The 26,821-nt window shown below is 62.7% G+C and carries 24 protein-coding genes; 12 read left to right on the forward strand and 12 right to left on the reverse strand.

The features are described 5' to 3' along the window. Positions 1-34: 34 nt before the first annotated feature. Positions 35-1,147, forward strand: coding sequence for a DEAD/DEAH box helicase (locus tag OKA05_RS13890; protein WP_264487760.1), 1,113 nt, complete (start codon positions 35-37; stop codon positions 1,145-1,147). 256 nt (positions 1,148-1,403) lie between these two features. Here OKA05_RS13890 and OKA05_RS13895 read toward each other — a convergent pair whose 3' ends face one another. Then, positions 1,404-2,297 carry a phosphotransferase gene (locus tag OKA05_RS13895; protein ID WP_264487761.1) on the reverse strand — a complete coding sequence of 298 codons (894 nt, stop codon included), beginning with the start codon at positions 2,295-2,297 and terminating at the stop codon, positions 1,404-1,406. 148 nt (positions 2,298-2,445) lie between these two features. Continuing rightward, positions 2,446-3,060, reverse strand: a complete 615-nt coding sequence (locus OKA05_RS13900) for a PEP-CTERM sorting domain-containing protein (protein WP_264487762.1) — start codon at positions 3,058-3,060, stop codon at positions 2,446-2,448. Positions 3,061-3,239: 179 nt separating this feature from the next. Here OKA05_RS13900 and OKA05_RS13905 point away from each other — a divergent pair, with 179 nt between their 5' ends. From OKA05_RS13905 to OKA05_RS13915, 3 genes are all read left to right on the forward strand, one after another. Beyond that, positions 3,240-3,377, forward strand: coding sequence for a carboxymuconolactone decarboxylase family protein (locus tag OKA05_RS13905; protein WP_264487763.1), 138 nt, complete (start codon positions 3,240-3,242; stop codon positions 3,375-3,377). A gap of 94 nt (positions 3,378-3,471) precedes the next feature. After that, positions 3,472-4,749, forward strand: coding sequence for a glycoside hydrolase family 2 TIM barrel-domain containing protein (locus OKA05_RS13910; RefSeq protein ID WP_264487764.1), 1,278 nt, complete (start codon positions 3,472-3,474; stop codon positions 4,747-4,749). 102 nt (positions 4,750-4,851) lie between these two features. After that, positions 4,852-5,385, forward strand: a complete 534-nt coding sequence (locus OKA05_RS13915; protein WP_264487765.1) for a pyridoxamine 5'-phosphate oxidase family protein — start codon at positions 4,852-4,854, stop codon at positions 5,383-5,385. A 46-nt stretch (positions 5,386-5,431) separates the two neighbouring features. Here the strand turns inward: OKA05_RS13915 and OKA05_RS13920 are convergent, their stop codons facing one another. Then, on the reverse strand, positions 5,432-5,989 hold the full coding sequence (locus OKA05_RS13920; RefSeq protein WP_264487766.1) for a hypothetical protein: 558 nt from the start codon (positions 5,987-5,989) through the stop codon (positions 5,432-5,434). A gap of 147 nt (positions 5,990-6,136) precedes the next feature. Between OKA05_RS13920 and OKA05_RS13925 the strand changes: the two genes are divergently transcribed. The 3 genes from OKA05_RS13925 to OKA05_RS13935 all read left to right on the forward strand — a co-directional run bounded on the left by OKA05_RS13925 (position 6,137) and on the right by OKA05_RS13935 (position 11,107). Then, positions 6,137-8,596, forward strand: coding sequence for a fibronectin type III domain-containing protein (locus tag OKA05_RS13925; RefSeq protein ID WP_264487767.1), 2,460 nt, complete (start codon positions 6,137-6,139; stop codon positions 8,594-8,596). Between the two features lie 6 nt (positions 8,597-8,602). Then, positions 8,603-10,591, forward strand: coding sequence for a sialate O-acetylesterase (locus OKA05_RS13930; RefSeq protein ID WP_264487768.1), 1,989 nt, complete (start codon positions 8,603-8,605; stop codon positions 10,589-10,591). A 117-nt stretch (positions 10,592-10,708) separates the two neighbouring features. After that, on the forward strand, positions 10,709-11,107 hold the full coding sequence (locus OKA05_RS13935) for a hypothetical protein (protein WP_264487769.1): 399 nt from the start codon (positions 10,709-10,711) through the stop codon (positions 11,105-11,107). Between the two features lie 18 nt (positions 11,108-11,125). Here OKA05_RS13935 and OKA05_RS13940 read toward each other — a convergent pair whose 3' ends face one another. The 5 genes from OKA05_RS13940 to OKA05_RS13960 all read right to left on the reverse strand — a co-directional run bounded on the left by OKA05_RS13940 (position 11,126) and on the right by OKA05_RS13960 (position 15,630). Then, positions 11,126-12,178: a hypothetical protein gene (locus tag OKA05_RS13940; protein WP_264487770.1), complete on the reverse strand. Its 1,053-nt coding sequence runs from the start codon at positions 12,176-12,178 to the stop codon at positions 11,126-11,128. Positions 12,179-12,257: 79 nt separating this feature from the next. After that, on the reverse strand, positions 12,258-14,342 hold the full coding sequence (locus OKA05_RS13945; RefSeq protein ID WP_264487771.1) for a TonB-dependent receptor: 2,085 nt from the start codon (positions 14,340-14,342) through the stop codon (positions 12,258-12,260). A gap of 10 nt (positions 14,343-14,352) precedes the next feature. Then, on the reverse strand, positions 14,353-14,961 hold the full coding sequence (locus OKA05_RS13950) for an RNA polymerase sigma factor (protein ID WP_264487772.1): 609 nt from the start codon (positions 14,959-14,961) through the stop codon (positions 14,353-14,355). Continuing rightward, positions 14,939-15,376: a periplasmic heavy metal sensor gene (locus OKA05_RS13955; RefSeq protein ID WP_264487773.1), complete on the reverse strand. Its 438-nt coding sequence runs from the start codon at positions 15,374-15,376 to the stop codon at positions 14,939-14,941. Before OKA05_RS13955 ends, OKA05_RS13950 begins: the two co-directional genes overlap by 23 nt. Then, positions 15,373-15,630 carry a hypothetical protein gene (locus tag OKA05_RS13960; protein WP_264487774.1) on the reverse strand — a complete coding sequence of 86 codons (258 nt, stop codon included), beginning with the start codon at positions 15,628-15,630 and terminating at the stop codon, positions 15,373-15,375. The genes OKA05_RS13955 and OKA05_RS13960 overlap by 4 nt, the downstream gene beginning before the upstream one ends. A gap of 416 nt (positions 15,631-16,046) precedes the next feature. On the opposite strand from OKA05_RS13960, the gene OKA05_RS13965 reads away from it, so the two are divergent. Beyond that, complete coding sequence (locus OKA05_RS13965) at positions 16,047-17,678, forward strand: putative manganese-dependent inorganic diphosphatase (RefSeq protein ID WP_264487775.1); 1,632 nt, start codon at positions 16,047-16,049, stop codon at positions 17,676-17,678. Positions 17,679-17,918: 240 nt separating this feature from the next. On the opposite strand, the gene OKA05_RS13970 is transcribed toward OKA05_RS13965, so the two are convergent. Further along, positions 17,919-18,572 (reverse strand): KH domain-containing protein, encoded by a 654-nt coding sequence (locus OKA05_RS13970; RefSeq protein WP_264487776.1) that lies wholly within the window; start codon positions 18,570-18,572, stop codon positions 17,919-17,921. Positions 18,573-18,714: 142 nt separating this feature from the next. Next, the gene (locus tag OKA05_RS13975) at positions 18,715-19,164 is read right to left on the reverse strand and encodes a cupin domain-containing protein (RefSeq protein ID WP_264487777.1); all 450 of its coding nucleotides are present in this window, start codon (positions 19,162-19,164) and stop codon (positions 18,715-18,717) included. 171 nt (positions 19,165-19,335) lie between these two features. On the opposite strand from OKA05_RS13975, the gene OKA05_RS13980 reads away from it, so the two are divergent. From OKA05_RS13980 to OKA05_RS13990, 3 genes are all read left to right on the forward strand, one after another. Continuing rightward, positions 19,336-19,479, forward strand: coding sequence for a hypothetical protein (locus OKA05_RS13980; protein ID WP_264487778.1), 144 nt, complete (start codon positions 19,336-19,338; stop codon positions 19,477-19,479). Between the two features lie 121 nt (positions 19,480-19,600). Next, the gene (locus tag OKA05_RS13985) at positions 19,601-21,070 is read left to right on the forward strand and encodes a DUF1570 domain-containing protein (RefSeq protein WP_264487779.1); all 1,470 of its coding nucleotides are present in this window, start codon (positions 19,601-19,603) and stop codon (positions 21,068-21,070) included. A 152-nt stretch (positions 21,071-21,222) separates the two neighbouring features. Continuing rightward, positions 21,223-22,419: an MFS transporter gene (locus OKA05_RS13990; RefSeq protein ID WP_264487780.1), complete on the forward strand. Its 1,197-nt coding sequence runs from the start codon at positions 21,223-21,225 to the stop codon at positions 22,417-22,419. A 98-nt stretch (positions 22,420-22,517) separates the two neighbouring features. Here OKA05_RS13990 and OKA05_RS13995 read toward each other — a convergent pair whose 3' ends face one another. Beyond that, a complete protein-coding gene (locus OKA05_RS13995; RefSeq protein WP_264487781.1) occupies positions 22,518-25,031 on the reverse strand; it encodes a beta strand repeat-containing protein in 2,514 nt (837 codons plus the stop codon). A 339-nt stretch (positions 25,032-25,370) separates the two neighbouring features. On the opposite strand from OKA05_RS13995, the gene OKA05_RS14000 reads away from it, so the two are divergent. After that, positions 25,371-25,958, forward strand: a complete 588-nt coding sequence (locus OKA05_RS14000; protein WP_264487782.1) for a hypothetical protein — start codon at positions 25,371-25,373, stop codon at positions 25,956-25,958. Between the two features lie 22 nt (positions 25,959-25,980). On the opposite strand, the gene OKA05_RS14005 is transcribed toward OKA05_RS14000, so the two are convergent. After that, on the reverse strand, positions 25,981-26,793 hold the full coding sequence (locus OKA05_RS14005; protein WP_264487783.1) for a glycerophosphodiester phosphodiesterase: 813 nt from the start codon (positions 26,791-26,793) through the stop codon (positions 25,981-25,983). Positions 26,794-26,821: the final 28 nt, after the last annotated feature.

Raw genomic sequence — 26,821 nt, forward strand, 5'->3', positions numbered from 1 at the left:
CCGCCGGTTCTAGCCGGCGCGGCCCCTTTTCATCGTGAGCACGTTCCAACAACTTGGCATCCCCGCCGACCTGATCCGGGGACTCGAAGAACTCGGCATCATCACGCCGACCGAAGTCCAGCAGAAGGCCATCCCCTTCCTCATGGAAAACGGCGGCGACCTGATCGCCCAGGCCCAGACCGGCACCGGCAAGACCGCGGCCTTTGGCCTGCCGCTGCTGACGAAGGTCGACCCGAATTCCAAGGTCATCCAGGCCCTCGTCATCGCCCCGACCCGCGAGTTGGCGAAGCAGATCGGCAAGCAGCTTTTCCGCTTCACCAAGCACTCGGCGAAGATCTTCACCGAAGTGGTCAGCGGCGGCGACAAGATCGACCGCCAGATCGCCGCGCTCCAGCGCCCGACCCACATCGTCGTCGCCACCCCCGGCCGGCTGGTCGAGCTGGTGAAGCAAAAGGTGCTCTCGCTGGATGCCGTGCGCCATGTGGTGCTCGATGAAGCGGACGAGATGCTCAGCATGGGCTTCAAGAAGGAACTGGAGCAAATCCTCGCCTGGACCCGCGGCCGCAAAAGCACCTGGCTGTTTTCCGCGACCTTTCCCGATGCGATCCAGCAGCTCATCCACGGCTGCATGTCCGGCTCACCGCAGCGGGTGACGATCGACCGCGCCCACGTGGTCAACCGCGACATCGACCACCGCTTCGCCGTCTGCCCGCGCGACGAAAAGGCGGAGTTCATCGCCAGCTACCTGGAGCGTCGCGACGACGAACGCGGCCTCGTCTTCTGCCGCACCAAGGCCGGCGCAATCACGCTTGGCAAGGTCTTGGCCAAGCACGGACTCGCGGTCGATGTGCTGCAGGGCGACCTCACCCAGCCGGAGCGCGACAAGGTCATGCGCTCCTTCAAGAAGGGCCGCATCCGCGTGCTCGTCGCCACCGACGTCGTCGCGCGGGGCATCGATGTGGACGACCTCGCCTTCGTCTTCCACCACCAGCCGCCGGACCAGCTCGAGTACTACACCCACCGCAGCGGCCGGACCGCGCGGGCCGGTAAGAAAGGCGTGTCCATCACCCTGATCGAGCCGCGCGAGCGGGCGAAGCTGGAGCGGATCGGCCGCGAGCTCGGGGTGCATTTCAGCGAAATCCGCTGAAAAAACCGCTCCTCCCGGACACGAAAAGGGGCCGCACACTCATGCGGCCCCAATGAATTTCGTCATGAAATTTTCATTTCCTATGGGCCGGAGCCCCTTCGGATGAGCAGAAGGTGACCGAAATCCGCAGTTTTGTCATGTCCCTAAGATTTGGGACACCCTCGGAAGCGCCCACTGGGAACGCGGAATTTATTCCGCCCGGCAAACCCGGCGAACCTGCCCCTAATCCCGTGCCATCCGGAACCGCCACAGCAGGTCAGGGCAACACCCTTTCCAGCCACTCCAGCCGGAACCGCAGCTTCTCCCGCCGCTCCGCCGAGGGATCGGGATACAAAATGGGATACCACGCGCTCATCACCGCCGCCCGCGCAATCAAGCTCTGCTCGAGTGCCGCGGGATCGAAGCATCCACCCGCCGCTTGGTATGCTTTGAGAATGCGGTCCGCAGTGTCGTGATCTTCATCGAGGATGCGCGCATTCCAAATGATCGACGCCAGATCCCACTCGACCGGACCGGCGAAGGTGTCTTCCCAGTCCGTCCACAGCAGGCCGTCGCTCGTGTTCATCAGGTTGCCGAAATGCGCGTCGCCATGCAGCGGCTGATGGGGAAGGGCAGCGAGCATCGTCACCGACCTCGTCAGGTGGCCGCGCAACAGTTCCAAGGTGTCCTCCGGAAAAAGAGCGCGGCGTTCCAAGGTTCCTAGCAGATCCACCGTTTCTGTTAGGATGGCCAGTTCCGGCAGCGGCTCCGGGAAGGCATGTAGGATCGCGTGACAATGGCGTAGCGTGCTTCCCACCGCTTCCGGCTCCGGCTCTTCATCAATGCGGGTGACGAAGCGCCAGAAATTGATCGGGTAGCCGAGATGCTCGTGCGGTCCCGGTGGGATGTCCGGATGCATCGGGATCACCGGTGCGCCATTCTTCGCGAGATGCTGCGCCACCGCATTCTCCCGCGCGAACCACGTCGTCCCCTGCCGCGGGCCATCGCGATCCTGGACCACGCGGGCGACCAGCGTTTCTGTCAGGCGAAGCACCAGGGTATTGCCATCCTGCAGGATCTCGCAGCGGTCCGGCACGATGCCGTGGGCGATCGCCGTTTCCGTCGCGGCGAGGATGGGGAGGTCGGTGGCGGGCATGGTGGAGGACTTCATGAAGTCCACGCGGAGCTGCCACAGCCGTCACGGAAAAATCTAGTGGATTGGGAAGGAACACCCCAGCCTCCACCCCCCTGGTCGGCGACTCGCCTTCACTCATGAAAAGTTCCACGAATTCCCAAACCGGACATGCTGGGAGGCACTGTTAGAGACTTGCTTTGCCTCGTCTCCGGCGAGTGAATCCCACCAAAATCCCTCCTGCCAAGAATACAGTCGAAGATGGTTCCGGAATACTTGCTTCTGCAATCGCTGCGGCTCCTTCCGCAACCGTAGTCCTTCTACCATCGCTGTTCCCACGAATATTGGATGCTGTGGTTCCAGTATTTGTCGTTGCAATTGCAACCAGCCAGCCGGTTCCATCTTCTTCAAAATGGAACTGGGCAATGGATTCAAAGGGCTCGAAATACCCTTCGCCAAACTTGAGATACGAGTAATTTTGATCGCCGGGGATCGCGCCTCCTTGGAGTTCGATACTAAAATACAAGACGTTTCCCGTGCGACCGTCGGGGATAAGAGTGGCATCCGACCTATAAAAGAAGGGATCTCCAAATCCACCCGCTATTGATAGATTTACCCCGCCACCTGTGGCAACATACATGCCTCCCGATCCTGGTCCTATATACAGCGGGGATGGATTGGGGCTTGTATCGTTTGGGGAGTTGACGCCGTAAAAATACACGGTGATCGCCGCCGACAAGCTACTGGCGGATCCTAGCAATGCAAGAAGACCGCTTATGAAAAGATTGGCTGTGGATATCATCGTGTGTAAAAAAATGAGGCGAGGCGTCCGAAACCCTGATATTCAAATGGTGCTACGACAATCGGAAAATTTTCTTCACACTGTCACATGTCGCATGCCCCGAAGTCCGGGTGTACGGAGACCATCGACACCGACACCACCAAGGCCCGTCTCGAATATTGGAAAGCACGCCGGAAGTCATGAAGGCGATGCTTGGCCTCGAGCAGGTCATTCGTAGCGCGGGCATCGATCCGATGCAGCTCGACTTCATCAAGCTGTGGGCCTCGCAGATCAATGGCTGCGACGAGGACCTCAAGATGGCCCAACTCCGGGTTTGAAAGCCGGCCGGAAGATTCTGATTCCACACATGCAATTTTATGCAATAAGCGATGCCATCGGAACGTTCTTCCGACACAATCCAAGGAAACCCGCATGATCTCTCCCGTCCTCCGTTCCTCGTTTGCCGCCCTCCTTTTCGCCCTGTCGGCGAAGGGAGCAGTCGAACCCGTCACCGTCTCGAATGGCCAGCTTCACGTGGGCGGCAAACCGTTCCAAATCCACGGCATCACCTATGCCGACAAGCCGAACCCGGAGGACTTCAAGAAGATGGCGGAACTGGAGGTGACCGCGCTTCGCACCTGGGGCACCGGCGACACCACTAAGACCCTGCTCGATCTGGCGCAGAAGCATAAGATGAAGGTGCTGCTGGGCATCTGGATGCGCCACGGCCGGCCCGGGGCGGAGGGGGATGACAGCTTCAACTGGATCAACGATGAAAAGGGCAAGCAGGCGCAGATGGACAGCGCGCTCGCGGCGGTGAAGAAGTTCAAGGATCACCCCGCGGTGCTGGGCTGGGGCGTGGGCAATGAGGTGATCCTGAACATCGCCACCGAGCCGGAAAAGGAAGCCTACGCGAAGTACTTGGAAACCGTCTGCAAGGCGATCAAGGGCATCGATCCGAATCACCCGGTGGCCTCCGTTTCCGCATGGACCACGGATGTGCCCTATTGGGAAAAGCACTGCCCCTCGCTCGATCTCTACGGGATCAATGTCTATGGCTATGCGGTCTTCGCCGTGCCGGGGGAGCTGAAGAAGCTCGGGATGAAGAAGCCGTTCTTCCTCGGCGAATTCGGCGCGACCGGCGAGTGGGAGTTGAAGCCTGATGCGAACGGCGTGAGGCCCGAGCCGAAGGACCAGCAGAAGTACGAGATCTTCGCCAAGGGCTGGCCGGACGTGATGAAGCAATCCGGCGACCAGTTCGCCGGCGGCTTCCTGTTCAACTTCGGCAACGAACTGAGCCACCCCGGCATCTGGCTCGATTTCTTCATCGAGGACGCCTACCGCCCGAGCTACTGGGGCGCCCGCAAGGCCTTCACGGGCAAGGATGCGGTCAATCAGCCGCCGGTCATCGATACCTTCCTCCTGCGCGATTCGGAAAAGCCGCGAAAACCCGGCGAGTGGATCGATGTGCGGCTCGACGTGATCGACAAGGAGAAGAATCCGGTCGAGGTCAGCTTCTACTACAACCAGCGTACTGGCGACCGTGCCCGCCGCGATGCCGCCAAGCCGCTCAAGCACGAGTCGGGCAAGAAGCCTGGCTTCTACCGCGTGCAGCTTCCCAAGGAAACCGGCCCGACCAAGATCTACGCCTTCGCCCGCGACAACTTCCCGAATCTCTCAATCGCCCACGCGTCGGTGAAGGTGGAGTAGTCGGTGGATTTGCTTTCGTTGGACAAGTCCGGATTCCTGCGTCCCTTTGGAGGGTCGGCCCTTTTGTTTCACGAGGGGCGACGCGAACCCGACCCTCTTTCCATGAATTCCATCCATCAGCAACAACCGGAAGACACCCGTGAAGACCTTGGCGGCCTTGATGCGGTGGCGAAGATCCAGGAAATCGTCGGCAAGGCGCCGAACTGCTTTTTTTCCACAATGGCACCCAATGGCACGACCGACACGCGACCGATGAATGTGCGCCAGGTCGATGAGACCGGAAACCTCTGGTTCCTCAGCTCCCATGACAGCCTCAAGAACGAAGAACTCGGGGCCCTGCCCCTGGTGGAACTCTATTTCCAAGGCTCCACGCATTCCGACTTCATGCACCTGAAGGGGCGCGCGACCATTTCGCGGGACCGCGCGAAGATCGAGGAACTGTGGGAGCCGGTGATCCGGACCTGGTTCACCGAAGGCAAGGACGACCCACGCATCACCGTGATCAAAGTGGAACCCACCGAGGGCTACTACTGGGACACCAAGCACGGCAACGCCATCGCCGGCATCAAGATGCTGATCGGTGCCGCCATCCGAAAGACCCTCGACGACTCGATCGAAGGGACGCTAAAGGTGTAATCCGATCCGCAGTGTGTCGCCTGCTCTTTCTACGCGGTAACCCGTGTCACCAATCGACCCGGATTGTCGGGACGATGATCACGTCGATGACCTCTCGCCGCGGTTCATAGACGCGGACGATGCGATCGCCGTACCAATAGAGCCGGGTGTCCGCGACGACTTCCACTTCGGGGAACCATTCGTAGGGGACGGGCGAAAAGTCGGCCCACCAGTCATCCGCGATGACGAAGCCCGGCTGTAGTTTCTTCTGCCATCCCGGCGGCAGCGGTTTGCCGCGGCGGAGGTTCTTCGCCAAGCCCGGAGGCAGGCCGTGGGCCTCATCGCGGTAGGTGGCAAAGTAGCCGACCACACGGTTCCGATCCGCGTCCTGGAACTTCGGCTTCTTCCCTTTCCCAACATCCTTCGCCACGTGCTTGTCGGCCTTTTCCGCCTGCTTGTCGGCGTGCTTCTCTGCCTTGTCGGGCTTTCCCTTGTTCCCCTTCTCGGCGTGCTTGTCGCCGCCCTTTCCCTTTTCCTTGTCTTTCTCCGGCTTGGCGCCGGCTGTCCCGAGGAGCAGGGTGACGCTTCCCAAGGTGGCGAAAAGCAAAGGGCGGAGTGGCTTCATGGTGGGAACGGGTAAGTCCTCCCTGCCCGCCACGCAAACGGAACTCATTCCGGGCGCTTTGCCCGGTTCACATGGGTACTTGCGAAAACGGTGATTTCAGGAATGATACTACTCACCGGCGTCCCACCCCCCACCCCGCCGGGTTCAATGATACTGTTCCCCCACCCCCCGATTCGTATTACGGGGCCGTATTGGCGGCTCGCGTTTTTCGCCACGACCCTGTCGCTGGCTCCCGTCATCAGCCATGGTGCCGCCGCGGCACGGCTGACGATCAACAGCGGCAGCGGTAGCATCGAAAATTCGAGCACCAATACCGGCGGCTCGTTCCAGTTGGAAAACCTCTCCACCTCCGGCGAGAAGATCCTCTCCGCGAGGATCGACCTGAGCACCGCGATGCTGCCGGATGTGGTCTTCGATCCCGCCGGCACGGCGGGCGATCCCGATGGCAAGGCCTTCGAGCAAGACTCATTCAATGGCACCGGCACGCCCACCCACGCCTTCGAGTCGCCGCACGATGGCATCGGCAGCGAAGACGGCTACGATGCGCTCCGCGTCAATTTCGGTGCCGGCGTGTCCTTTGGCCCCGGGAAAAAGATGACCTTTTCTGCGGATATCGATCCGACAAACGTGAAGGGGGCGCCAGGACCCGGGCCGGATCACGCGGCGAGCGTTTCCGGGCTCGAGCTGATCGGGGCCACCATCACTGTCACCTTTGACGATGATACCACACGGGTGGTGCGGATGGGGGGAGTGCCGGGCCACTCTAACAAAAACCTGATGTCCCAAGGGGTCTTGTCCGCGTCGAATCTCGCCACGCCGGTGATCTCCGTCACGGGCAAGGCATCACCTTTTACCCTGAATGCGAATCCCACCGTACGGGTCACCGGTCCGGCGGGTGCCTCGGCGAGGCTGTGTGTGGCGCACAGCGAGCTGCACCTCCCGGTGGATGGCGGCTACGATGTCGATCCCTATGAATCGAACAAGGTGGTCGTCTTTGATCCCAAATCTGTCACCATCGGTGCGGGAGGATTTGTGGACTTCCCCCTCACGCTGGCTCACGCCAGTGCGCCGGACGGCATCAAGCTGCTGTCCGCGATCCTGGTCGATGGCAGCGGCAATCGCAGCTCGTGCTCGAACATCATCACGATCGATTACGATCCGAGTGGCTCGGGCTCGGGTTCCAGCGACTCGGAGCCACCCGAAGTGCCGGAAAATTTTGCCGCCAGTGCGGTCACGGCCGGCAGCGTGACACTCGGCTGGACCGCACCCACGGACAATGTCGGGGTGACCGGCTACCGGATCTATCGCGGCGCGGCGGATCTCGGAACCACCCAGCAGACGACCTTCACCGACCATGGCCGCTCCCCGTCCACCGCCTATACCTATCAGGTGAAGGCCTACGACGCGGCGAACAATCACTCCGAAGCAGCCTCCACCACGGCGACAACGTCGGCCGACAGCCAGGCACCGTCGCCGCCGGGTACGCTACAGGCCGCTGCCGGGAATGGCGCGGTGCAGCTCACGTGGACCGCAGCCAGCGACGAGGTCGGAGTGACCGGCTACCGCATCCGCCGGAATGGCAATCCCAACCCGATCGCGACGGTTAGCGGCCTCACTCTCACCCATACCGACACCGGTCTCTCCAACGGCACGACCTACACCTTCGATGTCAGGGCCATCGATGCCGCGGGAAACGAGTCGCTTCCCGCCACCGTCAATGCGATCCCGACGCTCGCGCCCGCTGCCACGCTGCGGGTGAATGTCGGCAGCAACGCCGCTTATGTGGATCCTCAGGGAAACACCTGGGCGGCGGATTACGGTTCCAATACGGGCTACACCGATTCGAACACCGCCGCCATCACCGGCACGGACAAACCGGCGCTCTATCAGAAGCGTCGCATCGACCGGGATACTGCGCCTGAGCTGACCTACGGATTTGCGGTATCGAATGGTGATTACCGAGTGGTGCTGCATTTCGTGGAGGTGGTTGCCAGCGTTTCAGTCGTGGGTGGACGGGTGTTTGACGTCACCGCCGAGGGAGCGTTGGCCATCGATAACCTCGACATTTTCGCTCAAGTGGGAGCGAACAAAGCCCTGGTGGTTGAAGTCCCAGTGACCGTGAGCGACGGCCAATTGAACATCGGCTTCCTGCACGTGGTGCAGAATCCGGTGCTCTCCGGCATCGAGGTCTTCCCGGTGCTGCCGGTCGTTTCCCCGCCGACCTTCGAGGAATGGCTGACATCCCACGGCCTCACCGGCCAAACCACCACCGATTCGGATGGTGGCGGAGCCTCCAATCTCGCCGAGTACGAACTCCAGCTCGATCCCAACGATGCGCAGGACGATCTGGCTTTCCATCTCCGGTGCGAAGCCCTGGAAGGCAGCATCATCGTGGTATTGCCGGAGTTGAAGCCGCTGGGGAACTACTACGTGCATCGTAGCGATGATCCTACCGCCCTCGGCGACGTGGCCAACCGGATCGCGACCTTTACCCGGGCACAGATCGAGGCCATGACGCCACAGCAGCGCACGGAGCAATCGGTGACCGGCAGCGCCGCAGGCGAAAAAGGCTTCTACCAGTTATTCTTCGAGCCCGGCGGTGGCTAAGTTTGAATGTGGACGAGGTTTGAAAAATACCGGATCGGGCGTCGTATCGATGGCGCGCTGATCCCCAAGCCGGCGCGCGAAGGACATCCCGCGCTGAAGAACCAAACTTCGATGAATCTAGTACTTCGTCCGACGAAAGCGTCGCTCCGCATTTCCCTGGCGCTGCTGTTAGCCGCTCCACTCGGCGCATTCGCCGCACCCTTGGGCTTCAGCCCGCTCTTCTCGCCCGGCATGGTCTTGCAACGCGATGCGGGAATCGTCGTCACGGGGCTCGGACCGGAGAATGGCTCGGTGACGGTGTCGCTCGGCAAGCTTTTGCAGCCCGCGAAAGTTTCGCCCGATGGCACATGGCGCGTTGAACTCGCGGCGCAGCCCGCCGGTGGCCCGCACGCGCTGGAAGTCTCGGACGGCAGCACCACGGCGAAAATCGACGATCTTTTGTTTGGCGACGTGTGGGTCTGCTCCGGCCAGTCGAACATGCAGATGGGTCTTGATGAAGCGCTCGGCGGGACCGCGATGATTGCCAACGCCGGTGCGGACCAGCGCTTGCGCTTGCTGATGATGCCCAAGGCCGGGGCGGACAAACCGCAGGCGGACCCGGGGGCGAAGTGGAGCCATGCCACGCCGGAGTCGCTGAGGAAATTCTCCGCCGTCGCCGCCAGCTTCGCGCTGCATCTCCGCGACGATCCGAAGTTGAAGGACGTGCCGCTAGGCATCATCGACAGCTCGTTCGGCGGCACCGCGATCGAGGCGTGGACGCCGGAGGGCACTCTGCCGGCTATCCCGGAGAAGGAGATCAGCGGCTCGATGTTCGGCATTGGTCCCGGCCATCTTTTTCATCGCATGATCGCGCCGCTGACGGCGACCCCGATCAAGGGCGCGCTCTGGTATCAGGGCGAAGCAAATGCGGGCCGCCCCGGAGTCTATGCGAGCCTGCTCGCCAATCTCGCCGAGCAGTGGCGCAAGCAATGGAAGCAACCCGAGCTACCGTTCTTCGTGGTCCAGCTACCCGCCTACTCGGGCAATGGCGGGGGCCTCGACTACGGCTGGCTGCGCGAGGCCCAGTCGAAGGCTTGTGAAGCCTCGCCGCACAACTTTCTCGCCGTGACCCACGACACCACCGATGGCTTCGACCTTCATCCCGTCGAGAAGGAGGAGATCGGCCGCCGCCTCTCGCTGCTTGCCCGCAAGGCGGTCTATGGCTCGGACATCGTCGCCAATGGGCCGCGCGTAAAAGATGTGAAAGCCGAAGTCGATCGCATGGTGGTCGTCTTCGACGGACCGGTGAAGAGCTCCGATGGCAAGGAGCTGCGCGGCTTCGCCATCGCCGGAGAGGATGGCGACTACCGCTTCGCCACCGCCACTGTGGATGGCAATCGCGTGGCCCTGACATCACCAGGCGTCCCCGCGCCGAAGACCGTCCGATTCGCCTGGGGCGGGCTACCGCAGGCAAACGTCGTGAACGAAGCCGGCCTGCCCGCCGCGCCTTTCCGCACTGACACCCTCGAGCCCCGGTCGCTCGACTTCCAGCCGCTGCCCGTGACCTACCGCCTCGCGGGTCCGGGATACCAGATCGAGACCGGCGAGCTGGGCCACATTTCCAGCCTCGTCGCCGGTGGAAAACAATTCCTCTCCGCCGAACCCGGCGGCGGCACGTCGATCCCCGGCGGATTCGGCCCCCGCTCCCTGCCGGCGGTGCGAATGACCGCCCCGAACCGCATCGAGTGCCGCGACCGCGAGGCCTGCCTGGAGATCGCCTGCAAGGACGACTCGATGGAGTGGACGATCACCAACACGGGCGGCGGCGAGTTCGAGTTCCACATCGCGCTTTCCGACAAGGTCGTGGTCACGGGAACAGCCCCGACGGTCGATCTTTCGCGGGGCAATGCCAAGCTGCGGGTCGAAGGAATCGACCGTGTCGAGCCCGGCAAATTGGTCGCGAAAGTCCCGGGACGGCAGACCTGCCGTCTGAAACTGACGGTGGTCTCGAAATGACAGCCTGACCGCCGGATTTCCTCTGGCCTCGGGCAGATTCGTGCTTTAGGTGTAGGTCCTACGGGCAGGCCCATCGGGGGCGCGTCCGCAGTCTTCAACTCCGCACCTTTTCCCGCCATGCGCACCATCGCTTTCCTATTCCCCGTTCTCCTCGCCAGTTGCGGCAGCGTCGCCACGCAGCGGGAAATCCTCATCAAGTCGAAGGCGGAAGTCGCGGCCCGGGAACCATGGTCGGATACGGCCGTGATCCTCGTCGAAAAGGAGCCGATGGCGCAGGACGGCTGGATTGATCCTACCGGCTGGTTCACCTGGGTCGTCCGCGCCGGCGCTTGGGATTACTCCGAATACCCCAGCTACAAGGGAATCAACATGGTTCCCGGCACGCAGAGGGAGCTGCGTTTTACTCGCGACGGATGCCTCGTCCGATACTCCGACGAAACCGGTCGCTGCGATCGCGCTGGATTCGTCTCCCCGGCTCCCGTGGAGATCAAGACGGCGGCCGAAGGGAAAAAATGAAGGTGATAGACGCGCGGGCTATTGCCGCCGTGAACGAAAACCTTCCCGCAGCATCCACAGCGCGAACCCGCCGGCCCCGAGGCCGATGGCGGCGTAAAGGCTGATCGCCATCCAGTAGGTCGCCGGCTCGGCCTGGCGTGCCACGGCGCGTTGCATGCTGGAGCGCTTCGCAGGGAACCACGTGGCGTCGCGTTCCAGACCGCTTTTCACCAGCCATCCCATGCCCACGGCGAGCGCGAGGAGGATCGCGATCACAAGCGCCAGTGCACCCCATTGCTGCGGCGTGGTTTTCAGGGGCGAAGGGTGCGTCGCTGCTACCGTGCCACCGTCTTCATACTCGTAGTCCGGGGGGCGGAACTCGCTCTTGATCCGGGCGATGATCTCCTCGCGCCGATGACGTGCCCACTCCGGATAGCGCTGCCACGCTGCGGGTGAGGCGAAATAAATTACGTGATGGGCGGGGCCCATCAGCATCTCGCCGTCGATGTCGATGCGCTGCCAGTTTCCGCCATGCTCTTCTTCGTAATACATGCCGTCGCGGCCGCGATGTCCGACCCGCCAATCGCGCTTCAGATCGTGGCTGGTCGGACGAGTCATGCTAACGGCCGCAGCGCGCGCGACCCGAAGTTCCGAGCGAACCGGTCGCCTGAGCAGCATCGCGATCAAGGCAGCGCCGACCGCAATCAGGGGCAGGCTGTGGTAGTTCGGCGGCGAGGCGAGCACCGTCGTCCGCACGCCGGAGGGCGAGACGGTCGTCTCCGTCGTGGAACGATGGTCGAGCAGATCGCGGATGTTTAGCGCGACGAGGAAACCCGCCAGCAGCAGCGCGACCGGCCATGCCCAGGCCCGCCGACACCGCAATCCGATGCCCGTGACGAGTGCCGCCGGTGGCGCGACGACCACGCTGAGAAAGCCGATGGCATCTGCCGAGGCCGTGCCATAACTGCGCGCCAGAATCATCAGCAGGGAAATCACACTGATCGGGAGAAGCAGTGTTCCCGTCACGATGAACAACCATCCGGCAGCGGTGAGGACGACGGAGCGGCGGGGCCGGATGGGGGGAGGATCCATGGTCGGGAGGATGACATGACATGCAGCGCCATCCCTCCCGGCGGCGCAAGTTTGATCCTCCGCTGGCCCCGTCAGCGTTCTACCAATAGTAGGTCACCGACGCGCGCAGGGTCCGAGGCTCGGCGGGGTGGAGATGCACGTCATCGATGCCCGCGGCAGGTTCGCCGGGAAGACGGGAGGTGTAGTAGTACTCGATGTCGTTGTCGGCGCGGTCGAAAAGATTGAGGCAGTCGATGGCGAAGTCCCAGTTTTCCAGGCGGTAGCCGACGCGGGCGTTAAACTGGAGCGAGTCCTCCGATTCGACCGTCTTGTCCGCGACCAAGGGACGCTCGGAGAAGTAGCGGGCGCGCAGGGTGCCGTAGGGTCCGGTCCTTTCGCCGAGGGTGATGCCGCTGGAAAGGATCAGGGGCACTTGGTTTTCCACGAAGGCGCCCGCCGAGGTGTCGGTGAAGCGGCCTTCGGAAAGCGCGATTTCTCCATCCAGTGAGAACCACTCGTTCGGCCGCCAGTAGCCCGCGAGTTCGATGCCGTACCGATCGGTCGAGGGTCCGGCTTCGACGTTCCCGGCGTCGCCGACGTAAAGTAACTCCGACTCGCTATAGATATACCAAATCGACGCGGTGAGGGTGAGGCAATCGCTCCACTGGTGACGCACGCCGAGTTCGCTGCCCCAGGTGCGGACCAGCGGATCGACGGGAGCCACGGGGGTGACGCCGTCATTCGGATCGATGCGGGTGAAGAGTCCGCGCGCGTCATTCGAGTGGAAGCCACCGCCGAGATTCAGGTAATACTCGGTGTCGTTCCAAGGTCCGAAGATGAGGTTCAGCTTGGGCACGGCGATGCCGTCCCATTCGTTCCCGCTGTTGACGGGAGTGTCGCTGTCCACGTCGAAGTAGAAGGCATCGGCGCGCAGCCCGGCTTCGGTGCGGAACCAATCGTTCCACTTCGTGTGAGCAGCGGCGAAGACGGAGTAGTTACCGGTGAAGACATCGTCGTTGCGGATTGGGTTCACATCGGCGCGAGCCTTGGTGCGGGCGAGCTCCAGATCCCAGATCACGTCATTGCGGGACTGAAAGCCGATGGTGTAGTCGGTCTCCGCACCGAAGAGGCTGCGATTCTCCAGCGTGGCGGAGATTTCACCGCCGAAGAAGACCCGCTGGTCGGACTGGCGGAATTGGTCGCCATTGACCGGATCGTCGAGGAAGTAGGTGAAGTTCGAGTAGAGATCGAGGTCGTAGTAGCCTGCGTAGGCATTCGCGCGCCAGCGAACGTCATCGCACAGGCGGCCCCAGTTCATGGAAAGCGAGTAGCGTTGCGACTCGCCGCCATTGGTGGGATCGAGGAAGCCATAGCGATCGATCTGTCCGGAAAGGATCGCGCGCTCCGGGATCTGGTCGCTGGAGGTCCACTCCGCCTGATAGCCCAGCAGAGTGACATCGAAATAGTCGTCCTCGTTGCCGGTGCTCCAGCGGACCAGGCCATTGAAGCGGTGGGCGTCTTCCTCCAGGATCCAAGGGCCGTTGTAGTAGGTGGCTTCCGCCCCGAAAGTGAGGACGCCATTGCCGGCCTTCACCGAGTCGCCGAAGACGCCGCGGAAGTATTCGTCTTCCCCGATCGTCACACTGGCGAAGCCGCGGTCGAGCGCGTTCACCAGCGAGAACTCGGCGGAGCCCGCCGTGGTGAGGTCGCCCATGCGGGGATCGAAAGGACCTTTCTCATAGTCCAGTTGTTGGACGAACTCGGGGATCAGGAAGTTCATGTCCGCGTAGCCTTGGCCGTGGCCATGGGCCCGGTAGTTCGCCGGCATGCCATCGACGAAGATTCCGAAGTCGGTGCCGTGGTCGAGATTGTAGCCGCGGACGAAGTACTGATTCGCCTTGCCGCCGCCGGCGTGCTGGGTGACCACCATGCCGGGGACGACTTCCAAAAGCTCGCCACGCCGCAAGTAGGGACGGTCCAGCAGCTCCTCGCGGTCCGATTGGCCCTTCGAGGCGGAATCGGCTTCGCCGAGCAGGTTCTCCGCCTTGCCGGTGACGACCAGCGGTTCGAGGGCGTCCTGGGCGGAAGCCGCGGCGGTGAGGAAAGCGAGGGCCGCGAAGGACTGTCGGAGCGGGCAAGAGGAAAGGATCACGCCGCTGAAACGAAAACGGGCGGCGGATCCCACGGGAAATTTTTCACCCGCCCTCTTTTTCCCACCACTCTGCGAGCCGCTGGCGGGCGCGGTAGAGGCGGCCCTCGATTGCGCGCTCGGAGCATTTCAGGATCGCCGCGCATTCGCCGTGGCTGAGGCCGTCGAGGCAGGAGAGGATGAGCACGGTGCGGAACTTTTCCGGCAGGGCATCGAGACCGCGGTCGAGCTTGGCTAGGTCGTTGTCACGCATCGACGCCTCGTCCGGGGTGGCCCGGTGGCAAGGCGGCTCGTGGTCATCCAGCGGGACGATGACCCGGCCGCGTGCGGTGGGCCGGGCTCGCAGTCGGTCGCGGCAGAGATTGAGTGCGATCTGGAACAGCCAGGTGCTGAGCTGTGCCCGCGGCCGAAACCGCGGCAGCGCCCCATGGGCACGGATGAAGGTATCCTGACAGGCCTCGCGAGCGTCACCAGCATCGCGCAGATGGTGAAAGCAGAAGTGATAGACACGCTGCTGGTGGCGCTCCACCAGGGCGCGGAAGGCCTGCGGACAACCGCCTCGCGCCGCCTCGATCCATGCCTGCTCCGCAGCCGCTTCCGGCACCGGGGACACGGGCAAGGCGGCGAGGATGCTAGCGAGGGAGGAGGCTGTCATGAGTCCACTGGAGAAGCTTCTCCGCCTGCGCGGGATCGAGGTGATCCTTCATCGCGAAAAAGTGATCGAGCGTCGCACGTTGGAGCGCGGCTTGGGCGGCATTCAGGCGGGAAAGCGCGGTCTCGATTTCCGGCGAGCCGGACTTTCCTTGGCGGACCGACGCTGCGAGTTCACGCCCGGCGATGGCGATCTCGCTTTTCAAGCGCTCCCGCTCGGTAGCGAAGGCGTGCTCGATCGGTTCCAAGGCGTCATGCTGCTCGTGGCTGAGTGCAAGCTGCTCGTGCATCCACTCGTGCAATTCCTGAGCTGGCAAGGCCGGGGGGGTCGAAGCGGTGCGGGTGACGAAGTACGACGTGCCTGCCGCCAACGCCACGGTGGCAAGGATCCATACAATACGGCTGCGCGTGGTGGTCATCGGGCGGCAAAGGCCGGGCTGCTGAACATCGGCATCGGCGGCGGATGGGGAGAAGAATTTGCCGGCTCGGTGAAGAGCCCGGTGGCCGCTGCGGTCAGGATGGCCGCTGCGCCGAGTCCGATCCAGTCGCGCGGCCGGATGACCGGATCCCCCGCTTTCAGCCGGGCCATCACCCCGTCAGCGAAGTCCGCGGGCAGTGCTTCCGGCCGTGACTGCCGGGCCTGGGCGAGCGCTTGCTTCAACGAACCGTTCATAGGCCCGACAGCCTAACCCGCGGGTCGGTCCCGGCGAGCCGAAATGCCCCAATCCTGCCGCCGGATGCCACAGGGAATTAATACCAATGCCTTTAAGGATTGGACGCTCGGAGAGGGAACCGAGGATCAGGTTGGGATTGATTTACCGCGGATTGCGCGGATAGCACGGATAGCACGGATAGCACGGATGGAGAAAGTAGCACCGGGAGCAATAGCCGGGAGCTTGAAGGCATCTGGTTCGATATCTTCAATATCTCTTATTATCAGCGATATCCGCGTAATCCGCGGTGATGCTTTTTTCCAGTCCTTAAAGGCATTGGAATTAATACCGATTGAGAAAACCCCGGGGATGTTTCCGTTGGATCGCACGCGGTGTGGGCACGGCTCATGCTCGCCGCTGGGAAACCCGCTCCCTCATGACCTCCGCCGAAACCCCTTTGATGGTCATCGGGCACAAGAATCCCGATACGGATTCGATCTGCTCGGCGATCGCCTATGCCCACTACAAGCGGGAGGTCGCCGGTGTTCCGGCCGTGCCCTACCGCGCGGGCAGCTTGAATCCTCAGACGGCGTTCGTCTTGGAACACTTCGGGGTGCCGCATCCGGAGCTGGCGACCACCTTGCTGCCGCAGCTCTCGGACATCATGATCCAAGGGCCCGACCTGCTGCTGCTGACGGAAGACGACACGATCGGCACAGCCCAGGAAATCATCACCCAGCGGCGCTTCGCCTTTCTCCCGGTCATCGGCAGCGAGGGGAAGTATGCCGGCAAGATTTCCTCACTGCGGCTCGCGGGGCTGTTAGGCGACCTTGCGGATCTCGGCCGCGGGCCGGAGCTGTCACTTTGCTTCCGGAGCTTCGTCGAGTCGATCGCGGGAAAGGTTGTCTGCGGCGAGCCGCCGGCGACATTCCACGGGAGGGTCTGGCTCCCCGGTCTCGGCGAGTCGTCGCCGGATAGTGCCGCGCCATCGCTGGCCGTCTTGCCTTCCAGTGGCGAAGTCCATGCCATCGACAAAGCGGACGTCCTCGTAATCTGCGGCACCGATGATCTGGACGCGGATCTAACAGCCATGCTCCGGACGCGCGCGGATTGCGTTGTGACCACCACGCTTCACGCGCTTGAGGTCAGCACGCGCCTTTGCTTGTCGCGACCGCTGCGGGACTTCATCGAGCGCCAGTATCCGACCTTCAAGCCCTATGACCTGGTGCGCGACGTTCAGAAGGAAATCCGCAAGTCGAACGAGGGCGGCTTCAGTGTGGTGGATGATGATGGCTACATCCGCGGCGTCGTCACGCGCCTGAGCTTCCTCACGCCGTGGCGTTTCCGTGTGGCGCTGGTGGATCACAACGAACCTTCGCAGTGTGTCGATGGGATTGAGGAAGCCTGCATCGAGGAGATCATCGATCACCACCGGCTCGGCCATCGCAGGACCGACCAGCCGATCACCTTCATCAACAAGGTCGTCGGCTGCACCGCCACCATCATCGCGGAGATGTATCGCAATGCCCGCTGCGAACCGCCGCCAGCCATCGCGGGCCTGATGCTCGCCGCGATCTTGTCAGACACGGTGATCCTGCAGTCTCCCACGACCACGCCGCTGGATCGCGAGATGGCGGACTGGCTGGCGACGCTCGCGAACGAGGATGCCGCAGCGTTCGGCGCGACGATGTTCGCAGCCGGTTGTGCGGTGGATGGCATGGAGCCGGGCACGGCGGTGCGCCAGGATCTAAAGATCTATGAGGAAGGAGGCTGGAAGCTCGCCGTGAGCCAGATGGAGACAGTCGGCTTCGATGTGTTCAAGGGTATGAGCGAAGATCTCGCCGCGGAACTCGATCGCGCCCGCGAGGAAGGATCGTGCCATTTCAGTTGCCTCATGGTCACCGATATCACCAGCAGCACCAGCCTGCTGCTATGCAGCGGCGAAGGGAAAATCATCGACGCCATCACATACCCGCGGGTCGGCGAGAACCTCTTCGAGATGGCCGGCGTGCTTTCCCGCAAGAAGCAGATGATGCCCTACTTCGCGGAGCTGCTGCGGCAAGGGTAACGGTGCTTTGCTTCGAAACGTAGACGTCCAAGCCGGGGTTTGGGCGAAGAAATGGAACCGCGAAATTGCGCGAAAACACGCGAGATTTGTTAGAAGCAAGATCTTCTCCTGCCTTTAGATTTCGCGCTCTTTCGCGTAATTTCGCGGTTCACTTAAAACCTCCGACTCGCCCGAAAAGCTGGAGCCGTTTGTTGGGAATCAGCGACTGGGAAATTTCGAAAAAGGCTCAACCGAACCCACCTACTCCGCGTCGCTCTCCCGCAGGCTCTCGGTCAGTTCTTCCTCATGGGAAAGGATCTGGAGCAGCACGTGGACGCCCTCCCCGGCGGCGGTGCCCTTGAGCATGTTCCGCATCGCCGAGGCCGTCTCGCCGTCCCGGCCCACCAGCAGCTTCTGGTCCTTTTGGGTGACCACGAGCCGGAATCGCATCACGCCGGGGGCGATCTCTTGCACCCGGATCTGGGCCCGCCCGGGTTCCTCGATGAGGTTCGCCGCCACGAACTGGAGGAAGTTCTTCAACCGACTGACGAGGTCTTCCATTTCCTCGGGGCCGGGGCCCTTTCCGAGCGCCTCGCCGGTGAGCTCGGGCAGAGGCATGTAGTCGTCGGTCTTGGCCAGGGCGTCCCTGAAGTCCCACTCCATCACCTTGTAGTGGGCGATCCGTTTCATCCACCCGACCACATCGACTTCCTGGTGGGCGAGCTTGCGCACCGCGGGCAGGGTGTCCTTGAAATCCCACTCCACCACCTTGGTATTCCCCAGCCTGCGGAGGGACGACCCGATCTCGAGTTCCTTGAGGTCGGTGTTCAGAAGCTCCAGGAAGCCTCGGTCGGTCACGCGGGTGCGCCCGACCTGTCGGAGAGAATCCGTGGTTTCTGAAATGCGCTTCGGCATCGGATCTCGTGGGTTATCTTTCCCAGCGTTATTGATCATTCGGGGAGGCGAACTTTCAGGTAGAATTGCCCGAATGGCCCGCGGATGGCAAGCATGGGCCGACCGTCGGTTTTCGTGACGAAATCGTTTACAGCCGGATCCCTCACGCCCCGGGCGGTGGGAGAAACTCCAGACCGTAGCTGGCGGCGATGGCCATGACCCGCGGGAGATCCTGTTGCTCCTCCGCACTCAGCGCCCCGACTTCCTCGAAGAATCCCTCGAAGCCCGCGGGAGTGATGGTGCACATCAGCCGGCCCGGCTCGGTGCCGAGGTAGCGGTAACCGTGGGGGATACCGCGCGGCGCGAAGATCGTGGTGCCCTTGCCCGCGATGAAGGTCTTGTCGCCGACGGTCCACTCGTATTCCCCCTCCAGCACTTGGAAGGTCTCGTCCTCGCGATGGTGAATGTGGGGCGGCGGGCCGCTGCCGGTCACATCATGCGATTCGGCCACGCCGACGATGCCGCCGGTGTCGCTGCCGCGCAGCCGGACCACCATCGGGATCCCGAGGATGTTCAAATTCGTGCCTTCGGAAGGAATGACCAGTGGGTTCATGAGGGGCGGGAGTTCCGGGAATAAGAACAAGGTCGCGATCCATCCCGGACGAATCGACCGCTCCTGAAAAGTGATGAGGTCCGGCGGCGACGGCGAGCACTTCTTTGCAACGTGACGGCCACCGTTCTTCGCGGCTTGTCCCACTTCCTTCCAAAGGCTAGACCGGCCTCGATGAAAATCTTCCTGAAGACCGCCGCGGTCGCGATCCTGTTCATCAGTCTCTCCGGATGCCTCACCAAGCGAACCGTCACCCGTGGGGGTAACACGGTCAGCGAGGGCTATCACTTCAAGCGCCCTTTCAAGGACGACAATTAGAACGGATCGCGGGTGGGCGCGAGACGTCCCCAGCCGTGCGTCCCCTCATGGCTCCTAACAGCCGGGAAATGCCTTGGCCCGGCCATTCCGTGGTCGGTAGCCTCCTCCGCGCGCGAGCATCATGAGTTGTTATTCCCGATTGTCCCCTTCTGCTTCGACTCCAAGCGTTCACAAGTCGTGGATTGCCTCGGTCTTGCTGCTGGCCTTGGCCCCGGCGGGCTTTGGCCAACAGGAATCCACTAATGCCGCCGCCAGGGTCTGGACCAACACCGGCGGCAAGAAGATCACCGCCGAATACCTCGGCATTCGCGGGGCGGACGTGGCGCTGCGGCTTCCCGGGGGCAAGATCTCGTTCGTTCCCTTGGCCGGCCTCTCCACCGCGGACAATGTCTTCGTGAAGGCGAACCGGCTGGACTACCATGAGAAGTGGCAGACATGGCCCGCCAACGCCAGCCAGGCGATGCCGGGGCTGATGGTGGCGGAAGAAACCGGGGCTGCGGGAACCTTCATCTACACGACCAACAACTTCCGCTTCCATTGTGACGTCAATCTCGGCGCCACGCTCATGAAGGACCTGGCGCGGACCTTCGAGCTGACGCTCCAGCTTCACGCCAAGTCTCCCTTCGGCGTCCTCGCGAAGCCGGAGAAGGACCGCTTCGAGGCGAAGTTGTTCGGCACGCTCGCAGACTATCGAAAAGCCGGCGGCCCCGGCAATACGGCAGGCGTCTACATCCCCAAGCAAAAGGTCTTCCTCGCTCCCTTGGAACTCATGGGCATTCAGTCCGGCTCGGCGGGTTACCGCAAGATCTCGGACGAATACGATGTCTCGACCATCGTTCACGAGCTGACCCACATGCTCACCCATGAGATGCTCGATAACCTGCCGCTGTGGGTGAACGAGGGTTACGCCGAGTATATCGCTTCGATCCCGATCCAAGCAGGCGTCTTCAAGACAGACAACGAGAGGATACGCGAGGGTGTGCGCGATGTCTTCGTCATGAACCATCTCCGGGCTTCGACTCCCTCTGGCAAGGAGTTGCCGAGCTGGAGCAAGGCGGAGCGCACCGATTACCTGCAAGGCGGCAAGATTCCTCCTCTCTGCAAGGTGGCGGAAGTACTACAAACGACGGACGAGAAGTGGAAAGCCAGCGGCCCAGGGAAGCAGGGCACGGCGTTCGGCGGTCAGGTCCACAGCCGGCTGCCGCAGCTTTACCGGACGTCCCACCTGATCATCTACTACTTCATCCAGATCGAGGGGGAGAAGGGCGTGGCGAAGATCCGCAAGTTCCCTGAAGAGAACCGCCGCAACATGGACCGCTACGAACAATACATTCAGGACTACGAGGACTACCAGAAGGCCATGGTCGCCTTCATGGAGTTGCCAGGTGTCACCAAGCTTCCCGATGGGAGGTTCCGATATCCCTCCAATCTCACGCCGCCCAAGGTACCGGAAGGCAATCCGCCGGATGTGAATGCCCTGAAGTTCGGTGGCCTGAGCGCTTTGCTCGATGGCGAGTCGGCGGAGGTGGTGGGCTCGCGCATCGAATCGGCGCTGCACCGGGATCTGGGCATCTTTCTCCGCTTCCAGTAGGTGGCTGGTGCCTACAGGTCAGGCGATCAAGGCACCCGCTTGCCGTTCGCCGCGTCCTCCCTTGGGAGGCCTCGGAAATGACTCACTGCCGGGCTTGCGTCCGGCCCAATCCAGTGCGAGGGAAGCCGCGCGTTCAAACGAGCGCTTGAACCATGGATTCCGCGCCCCGCGTCTCCGAGCGCACCCTGCTCCTGCTGCTCGCCTGCGTGCAGTTCACCCACATCATGGATTTCATGGTGATGATGCCGCTGGGCCCCCAGCTCATGCGCGAGCTGGACCTGAGCACGACTTCATTCGGCCACATCATTTCGGTCTTCGCCCTTGCCGCCGGAGTGGTCGGGCTGGCCATGGCACCCTTCGCCGACCGCTTTGATCGCCGGAAGCTGCTGCTGATCTGCTATGCGGGCTTTGCCCTCGGCACGCTGGCTTGCGGGCTTGCGACGACGCCGGGCATGCTGATGGCGGCACGGGCCTTGTGCGGGGCATTCGGTGGCGTCAGCGGAGCCACGATCATGACCATCGTCGCCGATGTGGTGCCTGCGGAACGCCGCGCCCGCGGCATGGGCATCATCATGACGGCCTTCTCCGCGGCCGCGGCGCTCGGCGTGCCGCTGGGGCTGAAGCTCGCCCAGTGGTGGAAGTGGGAAGCGCCGTTCCTGGTGATCGCCGCCATCGCCGCCGGCGTGTGGGTCTTGCTGTTTCGCGTCTTGCCGCCGGTGCGCAGCCATCTGGACATCGCGGGCGTGGATCCCCGCAAGGACTTCCTGACCCTGCTGAAGGATCGCAACGCATGGACCGGCATCGCGCTGATGATGATCTGCGTGATGGGTCACTTCATGATCATCCCCTACCTCTCGCCTTACTTGGTCGGAAACGTGGGGCTGCCGGAGGAGCACCTGTTCCTCATCTATCTCGTCGGCGGCGTGGTGACGATCTTCACCGGTCCTTATGTGGGAAAGCTCGCCGACCGGCACGGACGCTTCCGGGTCTTCGTGGTGCTGGTGACGTGCGCCTGCGCGATCATCGGGCACATGGCCACCTCCGGGCCGCTGCCGCTATGGCACACGCTGCTGAATGCGGCGCTATTCTTCACCTTCGCCAGCGGTCGCTTCATTCCCGCGCAGGCCACCATCTCACTGGCCGTGCCCGCGTCGCAGCGGGGTGCCTACATGAGCCTGATCTCTTGCTCGCGCGACCTCGCCTCGGGCGCGACCGCGGCCATCGGCGGGATGATTGTCACCCGTGCCCCGGGCGGGTCGATGCTCCACTTCGATCGCCTCGGCTTCCTCGCCATCGCCCTCGGCCTCGGCAGCCTCTGGATCTTCCGCCAGGTCAAGGTAGCGGAGTGAGTGAAGGAGACAGTCCGGCTACCCAGCATCTCCGCAAAAAAAGCGGGAGGAGTCTCCTCCCCCCGCCTTGATCAGATCCTTCTCGATCCTCGCCTCGCTCAAGGCGTGATGCCCACCCGCATGAAACGGCCCTCCGGCAGACCGTTCGAGTCGGTGACCTGGAAGGTGCGGGCGGTCCAGCCGGGGCTGGCTGCCGGGACAAGCACGGAGGCCGGGGTGACTTCGCTGATGGCCTTGTTCCAGTCCACCAGGTTCTGGCTGCCCTGGATGGTATAGACGATGTCGCCCACGGTCAGCGTGATGCTGCCGTCGGGGCCGGCTGCCGCCACCGCGCCGTCGCGCACGGCCAAGGTCAGGGTGAGGTCGTTGTCGCTGCCTGCATCGTTCGAATCCACGGCCGAAACGGTCATCTTGCCGGAATCCGAGTTGCTGGCCGGGTTGCCGTTGAGCGCGAATTCCATGAGGTTAGTGCGGCCGTCCTGATCCGGATCGGCGGTGGGCACACGGTTCGCCGAATTGGGAATCTGGGGCGCATAGCTGTCCGACCACACGAGATAGGGCGTGAGTTCCGGGGCCTCGGTGACGGTGAGGGTCAGGGCCGTGCCATCCACCGCAGCGTCGGCGTAGTCCACGATGTAGGCGTTCGCTCCGAGAACGATGGTGGACAGGTTCGCGACGGGATTGCCTCCGAAGGTCAGCAGGTCGCTGCCGGACCAAGTCGTGGTGTAGTCCACCAGCGTGAACTTGGTGCCATTCGCCAGCGTCACATCGCCGCCCACGTCGGCGAGCGTCAGGTTGACCCTGCTCCCGCCGGTGGTGACGCCGCCGGTGACCACCAGCTTGTCGGAGGTTCCGGCGAAGGTATTGAGTTCGATGGCCAGCGAGGAATCCGCGGCAAAGGTCACGGGGCCGGTGGCAAGGGTGCCCACACCGGTGCCCGGAGCGATCGAGCCGGCATTGACGGTGATCGGCGCGGTGACGCTGCCGGTACCACCGAGCGCGCCGCCGCGGGCAACGATCACCGAAGGCGAACCCGTCAGTGTGCCATTGACCAGCAACGAGCCGGCATTGACGAAGGTGTTCCCGGTGTAGGTGGCAGATCCGCCGATGGCGAACTTCCCGGCGCCGCTCTTGGTCAAGGCGGTTGGGACGTCGGTGGGGTTGCCTTCCACCAGTTCGTTGACGTCCACGATTTCCGAGGAGATCGTGAAGGTCGAGGTGTTGTTGTGCTGGTGGACGATGAGGTCTCTGCCGGAAGTGGAGCCGGGATTCCCGCCCATTAGTTTGCCGCCGGTGATCGTCTGGTTTGCAGAGCCATTGGGAGTCACCAGGATGGCACCCGATGTGATCGAAAGCGTGGCGGCGGGATCGAGAGTGATCGTTTTGGTGCTACCGCTGCCGAACCGCAGGCTGTTGATCGAGGTGGAGGCCGCGAGTGCCACGTCCGTGGTGACACTTGCGTTGGGACTAGTTCCTAGCGAGGTCGGCGTGGTATCGTTAGCGGCGGCATAAGCATAGGCAGCTCCGTTGACGGTAGTTCCGTTGCCCGTTGCGCTGGGAACGAAGAACGAGGTGTTTGTGCTTGTGAACGTGAAGGTAATGAACGGCACGATCCCATTGACGACAGCGGCGTTGTTGGCCCGGTAGCCACCGCCGTTCGGGTCGTTAGCGCCGCTGCTGCCATTGAGAACGTCCCTGAAATTGACCGTTCCGCCGACAGCCCGGATGATCGTCGAGCTGAATTGATTGATGACGCGGGCGCTTGAACCCCGGCTGTGGGTGAAATTGGTTTGGCCGGCTGCGATCGACAATGAAGACGACTGGACCCAAGCGGGCTGTCCGGATCCGGATATCCGTGCGCCCCCGATCGTATGAACCGTCCCACCACCCACGGTGAGGGCGGGAGTATTGAAGGTGGAAGGGCCACTGCTTCCGCCGACACTGGGCACGATCGCCGCGAGGTCGTAGATCAAGGTGGAAGCTGAAATGAGAGCGGATCCGCCCGGCAGCGCAGACACATTGTTCAATCCACTGCCCCCCGAGACGCTGATACCACCGGTGATGGGACCATAGCTGGCTGCCAGTCCTCCGATGCGCACGGTTCCCGGACCATGGATAGCCAAGGGGCCAGTGCCGCTGATGGCGGAGGCATTGGGCGTGGTAATGGCCAAGGTCCTGCTCGAGGCCACCTTCCAGGTTTGGGCTGCTCCCAGCACCAGCGGGCTGCCGATGGTCAGATTCTGCGTCGCGGCACTCAGGTCGATCCCCGAGGCACCGAGGGTCAGCGTGGTCGGACTGGTGCCGGTGATCCCCACGGTTCCCGCGGGATTGAGCACCTTGATCCCCAGCCAGCTCGAATTCGTGATCCCGAGATCAGAGGTGTTGGCCACGGCGAGCCGGTCGTCCCACTGCGCGATATCGCCCGGGCCGGGGACAGCAACTCCGTCGACCCAGCTCGTGGCCAGATCAAGCGTGTCGAAATTGTCTTCCTTGCGGACCTGCGCACCGGACTCCCCGGTGCTGGCGAAGGTGAGGGTCGCGATCATCGCCGCCATCGGGCAGGCGCATGCTTCGACCGAGCGTCCCAACAGACGCGAGAATTGGGTTTTCATGATGACAGTGGGGCAGGGGTTGACTGGCGGGGTTTCGGAACAGCCCATGGACGTCGGGTTCCTTTTCAACCATGGGAACTGGAAAACCGCTGAACACAAGAATCGTTGCTCATGAATGCACAAACCGAGAGTGGGTTTGCCGAAAAGTGTAGTTCCCCCCGTCGAAACCCGATTTTGGAGGGGTCCAGCGACCGCAATCCTGCGGATTTCTGCTAGACCCCGGGGTGAAACTCAAAGCCCGTGGCAACAATCCGGAATTCGCCGCAGGTCGAGGATCCTAGGGACGTTTTCCTTGTTCAAAAGCCCGCCGTTGTCCGCTATCAATGGCCACATCCACGCATGAAACTTTCCAAGCCTGTCCGATCCCGGTTGAAGCATCTGATCCTCGCAGCGGCATGCGGGGCCGCATTCACCTCCTGCTCGATCACCGCGGCCGGATCCTCCGCCATTCCGGAGGCGACCGCCTCCCTGCAGATCGGCAAGACGACCTATCCGGAACTCGAAAGCCAATTGGGCAAGCCCGGCAATACCAACCAGAAGGGCAACCGCCGGACTGCCAACTGGAACAGCGGAGCGGTGGGAATGGGCGCGGGCTCCATCGTCGGCAGCAACACCGTGATCTACAATTCGCTCGGGGTGGAATACGACGAAAAGGGCGTGGTGCGTCGCAAGGTGACCCACACCAGCCAACAGAAGACGACGCTGGGCAGCCCCTACCAATCATCGCGGGTCGCGGAAGCGGTAAAGAATCCGGGACCGTACACGCGGATGAAGCGGATCAGCCAGATCGAGGCCGAGTTGGGCCCGCCCCAGTTCAAGCGTCTCACCCTGCTCGGTGAAATGTGGATGTGGGCCAGCTACAACAATTCCCTGCTGACCGTGGAGATCGACCGCAGCGGCCGGGTGCTGGCGCTCGCCGTGCAGTAGCCGGTTTCCCCGTTCCAGACCCTCACTTCCCTTGGGAGTCGATGTACTCCTGGATCATCACCGGAACATCGCTGCAGATCGCGTCGACCCCGAGCCCCAGGCCGAGGAAGTAGTCACTGATATTGTGGCCCGGCCAACCGGTGACGGTGAAGCCCTGCTTCTGCGCGGCTTTCACCGCGAGACGGGTCGTCCCTTCCATCTTGCAGGCGATCCGCCGCGCGCCGATCTCACTCGCGGCCGTCATCAACGCCTCGTCCAGCGGGCCGCCCTTGATGAACATGATCTCCGCCTGCGGATCGATCTGCCGGATCGCCTTCAGCGGCCGCGGGTCGAAGGAAGTGAAGACCCACGTCGATCTCTCCGGGCGCCGCGCCATGACGTGCTTGTGGACCTCGCGGACATACTCGTCGATCCGGTCGTCCGAGTAGAGCGTCTTGTTGCCCGTCTTCATCTCGAACTCGACGTAGAGGCCCGGCTTGTCCGCGAGGAAATCGAGCAGCGTGTCGAGGAACAGCAGCGGCTCATTCTGCTTGAGGGTGGTGATGCCCTTGGCGGATTCGGAATCGAGCGCCTCGACCGGTCCCTTGCCATGGTGCGTGCGGTCGAGTGAGTCGTCATGGAGGATCACCAGCTTGCCGTCCTTGGTCATGCGGATGTCCGTCTCGAAGCCGCGAATCCCTTTTTCGTAGCTGCTGCGGAAGGCGAACAACGTGTTCTCCTCGAACTCGAATGCACCACCCCGGTGGGCGAAGTGGAAGGGCTTCTTCGGCTCCGCATCGGCGGATGGCGCAAGTAGCGCGGCGATGGACAGAGCGGACAGCAGCAGACGTTTCATGATGGGATCGAGTGTGGATAGAGGCTCC

The organism is Luteolibacter arcticus (assembly GCF_025950235.1).
GTDB lineage: Bacteria > Verrucomicrobiota > Verrucomicrobiia > Verrucomicrobiales > Akkermansiaceae > Haloferula > Haloferula arctica.

Bases quoted from the DNA above. Each gene is read 5' to 3' on its own strand.
- OKA05_RS13940 (WP_264487770.1), bottom strand. From the start codon at position 12,178: ATGGATCCTCCCCCCATCCGGCCCCGCCGCTCCGTCGTCCTCACCGCT.
- OKA05_RS14005 (WP_264487783.1), bottom strand. From the start codon at position 26,793: ATGAAACGTCTGCTGCTGTCCGCTCTGTCCATCGCCGCGCTACTTGCG.
- OKA05_RS13910 (WP_264487764.1), top strand. From the start codon at position 3,472: ATGATCTCTCCCGTCCTCCGTTCCTCGTTTGCCGCCCTCCTTTTCGCC.
- OKA05_RS13920 (WP_264487766.1), bottom strand. From the start codon at position 5,989: ATGAAGCCACTCCGCCCTTTGCTTTTCGCCACCTTGGGAAGCGTCACC.
- OKA05_RS13990 (WP_264487780.1), top strand. From the start codon at position 21,223: ATGGATTCCGCGCCCCGCGTCTCCGAGCGCACCCTGCTCCTGCTGCTC.
- OKA05_RS13980 (WP_264487778.1), top strand. From the start codon at position 19,336: ATGAAAATCTTCCTGAAGACCGCCGCGGTCGCGATCCTGTTCATCAGT.
- OKA05_RS13915 (WP_264487765.1), top strand. From the start codon at position 4,852: ATGAATTCCATCCATCAGCAACAACCGGAAGACACCCGTGAAGACCTT.
- OKA05_RS13950 (WP_264487772.1), bottom strand. From the start codon at position 14,961: ATGACAGCCTCCTCCCTCGCTAGCATCCTCGCCGCCTTGCCCGTGTCC.
- OKA05_RS13985 (WP_264487779.1), top strand. From the start codon at position 19,601: ATGAGTTGTTATTCCCGATTGTCCCCTTCTGCTTCGACTCCAAGCGTT.
- OKA05_RS13935 (WP_264487769.1), top strand. From the start codon at position 10,709: ATGCGCACCATCGCTTTCCTATTCCCCGTTCTCCTCGCCAGTTGCGGC.
- OKA05_RS13965 (WP_264487775.1), top strand. From the start codon at position 16,047: ATGACCTCCGCCGAAACCCCTTTGATGGTCATCGGGCACAAGAATCCC.
- OKA05_RS13905 (WP_264487763.1), top strand. From the start codon at position 3,240: ATGAAGGCGATGCTTGGCCTCGAGCAGGTCATTCGTAGCGCGGGCATC.
- OKA05_RS13960 (WP_264487774.1), bottom strand. From the start codon at position 15,630: ATGAACGGTTCGTTGAAGCAAGCGCTCGCCCAGGCCCGGCAGTCACGG.
- OKA05_RS13900 (WP_264487762.1), bottom strand. From the start codon at position 3,060: ATGATATCCACAGCCAATCTTTTCATAAGCGGTCTTCTTGCATTGCTA.
- OKA05_RS13925 (WP_264487767.1), top strand. From the start codon at position 6,137: ATGATACTGTTCCCCCACCCCCCGATTCGTATTACGGGGCCGTATTGG.
- OKA05_RS14000 (WP_264487782.1), top strand. From the start codon at position 25,371: ATGAAACTTTCCAAGCCTGTCCGATCCCGGTTGAAGCATCTGATCCTC.
- OKA05_RS13955 (WP_264487773.1), bottom strand. From the start codon at position 15,376: ATGACCACCACGCGCAGCCGTATTGTATGGATCCTTGCCACCGTGGCG.
- OKA05_RS13995 (WP_264487781.1), bottom strand. From the start codon at position 25,031: ATGAAAACCCAATTCTCGCGTCTGTTGGGACGCTCGGTCGAAGCATGC.
- OKA05_RS13970 (WP_264487776.1), bottom strand. From the start codon at position 18,572: ATGCCGAAGCGCATTTCAGAAACCACGGATTCTCTCCGACAGGTCGGG.
- OKA05_RS13895 (WP_264487761.1), bottom strand. From the start codon at position 2,297: ATGAAGTCCTCCACCATGCCCGCCACCGACCTCCCCATCCTCGCCGCG.
- OKA05_RS13975 (WP_264487777.1), bottom strand. From the start codon at position 19,164: ATGAACCCACTGGTCATTCCTTCCGAAGGCACGAATTTGAACATCCTC.
- OKA05_RS13930 (WP_264487768.1), top strand. From the start codon at position 8,603: ATGTGGACGAGGTTTGAAAAATACCGGATCGGGCGTCGTATCGATGGC.